Annotated in this window: 4 protein-coding genes and 2 pseudogenes; 1 reads left to right on the top strand and 5 read right to left on the bottom strand. The window is 53.0% G+C overall.

Going from position 1 to position 5629, the window contains the following annotated elements; genetic code table 11:
* Window positions 1-201: 201 nt before the first annotated feature.
* Window positions 202-954 carry a hypothetical protein gene (locus tag B2W52_RS13535; RefSeq protein WP_008169849.1) on the top strand — a complete coding sequence of 251 codons (753 nt, stop codon included), beginning with the start codon at window positions 202-204 and terminating at the stop codon, window positions 952-954.
* A gap of 1285 nt (window positions 955-2239) precedes the next feature.
* Here the strand turns inward: B2W52_RS13535 and B2W52_RS13525 are convergent.
* From B2W52_RS13525 to B2W52_RS13505, 5 genes and pseudogenes are all read right to left on the bottom strand, one after another.
* Window positions 2240-2842 (bottom strand): annotated as a pseudogene (locus tag B2W52_RS13525) (transposase); the annotation flags it as partial.
* A gap of 415 nt (window positions 2843-3257) precedes the next feature.
* Window positions 3258-4277: a DNA-binding protein gene (locus B2W52_RS13520; protein ID WP_123889268.1), complete on the bottom strand. Its 1020-nt coding sequence runs from the start codon at window positions 4275-4277 to the stop codon at window positions 3258-3260.
* Between the two features lie 398 nt (window positions 4278-4675).
* Entirely contained in the window at window positions 4676-5035 is a 360-nt protein-coding gene (locus B2W52_RS13515) for a DUF3147 family protein (protein ID WP_123889267.1), read from the bottom strand.
* 7 nt (window positions 5036-5042) lie between these two features.
* The gene (locus B2W52_RS13510; RefSeq protein WP_008169744.1) at window positions 5043-5393 is read right to left on the bottom strand and encodes a DUF6488 family protein; all 351 of its coding nucleotides are present in this window, start codon (window positions 5391-5393) and stop codon (window positions 5043-5045) included.
* Window positions 5394-5418: 25 nt separating this feature from the next.
* Window positions 5419-5629, bottom strand: a pseudogene (locus B2W52_RS13505) (HupE/UreJ family protein); the annotation flags it as partial.

Below are 5629 nucleotides of genomic sequence, written 5' to 3'. Positions count from 1 at the left end.
GGGTGGCAGCCTTGCTCCGGTCCGGGTGGCAGGCTTCACGTGGAATGGGTGGCAACCTTCAGCGGTTTACGCAACCATGGAGAAGCACGGAGCCAAAAAAATTAAGGTTCGCTCAGTGATTGCTGGCCCGAACTCTTAATTATCACTTGGCATCGTGAGTGATGCCTAGCCCCGAACGTCCAAACCACATGGAGGTGACTTATGTCATTCCGCATTCGAGTTGTGGCTTGCCTGATCGCAAGCACCGCGCTTGCGTCAACCGCCCAGGCCAACATCCGCGATTATTACGAAGAGCCGGGTTTGAACCCGTTCAAGGAAACTATCAACCAGAATTTCGGAGAAGAGATCGATCCCTTCTCGGGTCAACTGCAACTGAGCTATACGGATCTCGTCGTGCCCGGTAATGGTGGTTTCGATATCCGCATCAACCGGATTTACAACAACCCTCAAGACGCCTTTTTGCCATACAGCCCCTATGGCTACGGCTGGAGCATGCATTTTGGCCGCATTGCCGTCTCAGAAAGCAACGCGGATAAGGTTTGTAATCAGAATCTGTTTGCCGTGGATGTGCTCGACAACCCCTCTCTGGAGCTGGCCGACGGTAGTCGCCAGTTGCTGGTACTGGCGGATCAACACAGCCCTGAGCTAATTACCAAGCAGTGGTGGAGTGCGAATTGCAATAGCAGCAACGATGTGATTGTAAAATCGCCGGATGGCACCACCTACACCATGGATTACCGGGCCAACGACTCTGAGGGCCTGAAGATCTACGCGACCCGCATCGAGGATGCCAACGGCAACTGGATGACCATTGACTACAACACCAATGCGTTCAGCATCACCTACATTGAGTCGATTTCGACCAGTGACGGGCGCTCGGTCAATTACAGTTATGCGAATACCGGAAGCGACAACATGCACGAGTATATAGCGAATATTATGTACTTCACTTAGTGAGTGAGTGAGTGCCCCATGAGCAAGGGCTTTTGGGGCATCTTTTGTTTTTACACAGTGTGTAATTCGGTGTGTAAAAAGAGAAGCGCCTGCTCCAAGGGCTCTGCCCTCTCGCCGCAAGCGGCGATTCACCCGAGGTATTTCACGACCAGCGATGTGATCGAGTAAGAGCACAGATAAAGATAGCTTCTTCGGGGATGCTTAAAAGTGAGCAGTGGTCGTCCCACCATACTCATACTGTAGCTGGAGGTTGCCACAATAAATTGGCCGCCAGTAGCTCTGGTCGCAAAGCGAACCTTCAGGAAGGTTCATGAGTTTTGGTCCAAGTGGTTTGGTCGAGTCTTCGGGCATTTTGAAGGGAACTTTCTGGTGCTATCCAAAATGCCCGAAGACTTGACCATTGAATTACCTCTTTAATTTAACGCATTGATAGTACGCACCGGTATCAGGGCTTCGTACCCGGCCGAGGCACCATATAGATCACGGATCACCCCAGCTCGACGGAGTTTGGCCCCAGTAAGCTGTCTTGCGCTATTTATCGCGTCCTCCAGTCTGCCAGTGCCACTGGCCAGCTCGTTCAGACTGGCTTCCCAGTGCGCGCGCTGGTTTGGCAAGTGTCGCTCGTTGAGGATGTTCAGTCGACCATGGCCGGCCTCAACGCTTGCCCTCAGTTTAGCTATCGAGGCCCGCCATTCCCGCTGGGCCTGAGTGGCCAGCCATCGTTTTTGTGATGCTTCGGCAGTCGCCTTTCGAACGGCGCTGTGCTGGCGCTGCCCACTAAATGGGATCCGAACGCCAATGCCGACGACCCAACGTTTTCTCTCGTCAGCCCACAGGCTGTTATAGCCGGCATTAGCTGTGAACGTAGGTCGACGATCGACTTCGGCAACATCCAGCCGCGCGCGCCTCGGCTTCCCTCGCCTCGGCTGCACGAATCAGCGGATGATCTGGTTCCAACTGTCCATCGGCGAACAGAAGCGTTTCAGATGGCGCCATCAGTTGCAAACTGGCCCCCGTCGGACGACGCCCAAGCAGAGGAATCAGGTCGCTGGCTAGCCCGGCCTTTTCCGCTTGCAGCTCTACTAGTCTGGCATCTAGGAGTCTGCGCGGCAGAAACGTTTTGAGCCCTCGTTTCCGCCAGACCGGATCATTGTCTGGCCGGAAGGAGTGTTCGCGATATCGGATCGGCTCCATCATCGCTTTCGATCCAGCCAGTTAACCGGTTAAAAGGGGCATCGCAGGGCCCCAGCTGTACCTACCGTGAGCCAAAGGCTGCCTCAGCGACTTATGCCAGCCTCATCAGTGAACTCATGCGCCTGAGATTGAGCGACAGACAGACAAGATCCCATTCACCCTGCACCGCCTGAAGGCCCCGCAAGCCGAACTGCCGGAAGCCCAGGACATTCTTGATCCAGCCATTCACCGCCTCAACCATGTGCTTGCGCTGAGCGTAGACTGCTCGCCCCTCCGCCGTGGTAAGCTTCTCCTCCATGCGGGCCGTCGCCGGGTACCGGCTCGCGTTTATATCTCCGGTTTTTTTGCCTTCCCGGCGCAGCGAGACGTAGCCATCTATGCCTTTTGTCTCCAATGCCTGCAAGTCTTCCTCTTTGCGATAACCCGCATCAGCCAGACATTGGCCCGGGTAACTTCCCAGAGTTTCTTTTACCTCGCCCAGCAGCGGCACCAGACAGCCGTTATCACTGGGGTTGTTACCCTGGCGGTTGCCCACGATGATCTGGAACTCGCCATCCACGGCCAGTTGGCCGTTATAGCATTGCTGGAACCCATCATTCGTTTTCATGATCCGGCTTTGGGGGTCGGTAAAGTTACTCTGAGCCTTGTCCTCCGGAACTCCATAATCTCTCTTGAAGTTCCGGCCACCCTGAGGGTCGGACGGGATTCTGGAAATATCCGCCAAAGTTGAGATAAGCTATTGATAACAAAAATATTTTCGCTATTCAGAAACCCTTGATCTTTCATTGATACCTTCCCCTACGCTCTTCACGAGGTGCGGCCGGTAATAGTGCTAAATTTAGCCGAATGTTCTGTATATCGTTGATTGCAAGTGGAAATACTGAAAACCTTGTAAGGCTCTGTAGCCCCGTTCCTTAAGTGGCTGGTTTGTCGTGTTGACGCCGCTTTTCAGCCATTAGACGCCCAATCATCTCGTTCTTAACCGATAGCTCCGCCTCCAGTTTGAGGCCGGTCGGTAAAACTGTAAAATTCAGCCACTAACTCTGCATCTCATTGTTTTCAAAGGAAAATCTGGGACAGCCAATAAGTAATTCTGGATCACCTCCCGCTTACGTAGCCGGTGCGTCATATTGGCGCCGGTTTTCAGCCATTAGGCGCTCAATCATATCGTTCTTAACCGATAGCTCAGTCTCCAGTTTGGCCTGGCTGACGGTAAAATCTTGCACCTTGCTTTGCGCCGATTCAAGGCGTTGCGTCAGCTCATCAATTTGCGAGGCCTGGCGCTGAGCGCTGTCGGCGTACTGCTGCAGATCCGTCGTCTGGGTTTGCAATTGCTTATTGGCATCTTCAAGCTTCGCGTCAGTCCGATTAAGCTTCGATTCGAGGTCCTGTGTTGCTTTGCGCGCAGCGCCCAACTCGCTCACCAGGCGCGCGTTATCCTTGTTGAGCTGGGTCAGGTCGCCCTGCTTGACGGAGATTGTCTGGTTTAACGTGCGAATCTCGGCCTGAAGCTGCTGAATTTGTTGCTCATGCCGGCGCTGATCCTGATCCCTCTGCTCTTTCACCGATTCACGATAATGCTCCAGTGCCTCCCGGCTGTGACGGTGCTTTTCCTCAAGGGATTCGATATGAGCCTGCTTTTCCTTGAGCAGCGCCGTCGTGCTGGCCTCGCGCTGACCCGCCTCGTTGAGTTGTTTATCTAAGGCATCGCAGGCTGCGGATTTGGCAGCCAGTTGCGCACTCGTCTCATCAAGGCGCGATTCCAACACTTTCTGCTGATCGCCCAGCTGGCCAGCCTCTTGAGTGAGCGCGGTGCAGCGGTCAGAGAGCTCTTTGATCTGGTGTTCATAGCGGCTTTTACTCTCTTCGACGATGCCGTGGGCCTCTTCCTGAAGGCGCGATGCCAGGCGCGCAATGAGGTCCTTAATGGGCTGGCTCAATAGGGCCTCATCGTCGAGTCTGGTGGACGCCTCCTCCTCCAGCTCTTTGAGATAGCGATGAATCGTTGATTTGGAGCCGGTATTACCGAGCTCTATACGTATCGCGTCAATGGAGGGGTTTTCCCCCCTGGCTAGAACGGCCTGATGGGCCCTGGTCACCAGTGCTTTGTTGATACCGCCACGTGCCATGGAATTCCCTCCTGCTTATTTCGTACTGTATTACGTACTATGTATATACATACGATTTTAGCTCGTGCTTTAGACTTTGTATAGCTTAGATATGACACAGGATAATAATAGATTATCTTATGTTAGGGTGAATTTTCTTCAGCTCGACGCCAAAATGCGTACAGATGGAGTCTATTTAGACACGTTGCAAGAGGCCAAACTGGACGTAATTGTCGAATTGACGCTACAGCGGCTCTGTCAATTAGGACAGCTCTTTTCGATTGTACTCAAGGGAATAACTCAAAAGTGTCTTGCACCGCTCTGAATTGTGCCCACACTACGGGAACCGCGAACGAGGCCAGCGTTACACTCGCCCCGTTTTGCGGATGTTCGTTCGACAAAAACGCTGGTAACACTCCCTACGGCTTCAATTCAATGCCAAGCTGCCCAACCAGTAACGAAAATAGCCAAAAACAGGCTGCGGTCACCAAAGCACTGGCTAACAGCGTAGGCCAAAAGCCGATTCGGGGCAGCAACGTCGGAAATATTAAAAACATCGGAAGTGTCGGCACCACGTACCAGAACGTATACCAAGCGTGATTCGCCACTTTTTCTGTCGAGTGCGTTTCTACGTGCAACCAAATCAGCGCCAGAATCGTCACCAACGGTAATGCCGCAACCAAAGCGCCCAGCTTGTCGCTGCGTTTGGCGACCTCGGAAACCACTACCACGACGGCGGCGGTAATCAGATATTTGGTTATGATCCAATGCCATGTCATGTATGCTCTACTCCAAACCGTCGAATTCACCCGTAAAATTTACATCGTAAACTCCCCCGTCACTCGATAGGAGCACGTAAAGTGTTTGAGCTTCAGCCCGATTGGTGACCGATACGATGAAATAACCGCTGCCTTTCTTATGGATTTTTACGGCGTCTTCAGGAACTACCTCCCAGCTTTCGGGAAGCTTTCCGAAGCCTAAGCCTGCGTCTTTTTCGGTTAGTTGCATAGTTGCCGCTCTGCCACGCTCAAGCGCCGATTTTTCTGAAATCGACTTATGGGCATGGTCACTGTGTGCAAGCACCTGTTGAGATCCGACCAATAAAACAAGTGTGAAAATGGCAGTAAAGAGCTTCATAAGGGTTCCTCGAAGTTTAATATGATTAATGGGAGTGGGGTTCACCGTCCTCGTGGCGATGGACTTCAGGTTCACTGGCTTGTTCAGCCGGCTCTTCGCCCTCTGTGTCGGCGGATGGCCCTCGTAATTCGAGGCGTCTTGGGTAGCTCGATAGCGGTGCTTTTTTATCCGCCATGTCTTCGTGGGTATGTTGGTGATCATCCCGGTTGAGCGGAAAATCATCCGGGTACTGCGTG

Source organism: Marinobacter sp. UBA2498, from assembly GCF_002341575.1.
Classification (GTDB): Bacteria; Pseudomonadota; Gammaproteobacteria; order Pseudomonadales; family Oleiphilaceae; genus Marinobacter; species Marinobacter manganoxydans.
The sequence above is the reverse complement of the archived record's forward strand: the minus strand, read 5'-3'. Positions and strand labels throughout refer to the sequence as shown.

What these genes read in the sequence shown, in the direction of transcription:
- B2W52_RS13515 (WP_123889267.1), bottom strand. Translation starts at nt 5,035, where the DNA reads ATGACATGGCATTGGATCATAACCAAATATCTGATTACCGCCGCCGTC.
- B2W52_RS13510 (WP_008169744.1), bottom strand. Translation starts at nt 5,393, where the DNA reads ATGAAGCTCTTTACTGCCATTTTCACACTTGTTTTATTGGTCGGATCT.
- B2W52_RS13520 (WP_123889268.1), bottom strand. Translation starts at nt 4,277, where the DNA reads ATGGCACGTGGCGGTATCAACAAAGCACTGGTGACCAGGGCCCATCAG.
- B2W52_RS13535 (WP_008169849.1), top strand. Translation starts at nt 202, where the DNA reads ATGTCATTCCGCATTCGAGTTGTGGCTTGCCTGATCGCAAGCACCGCG.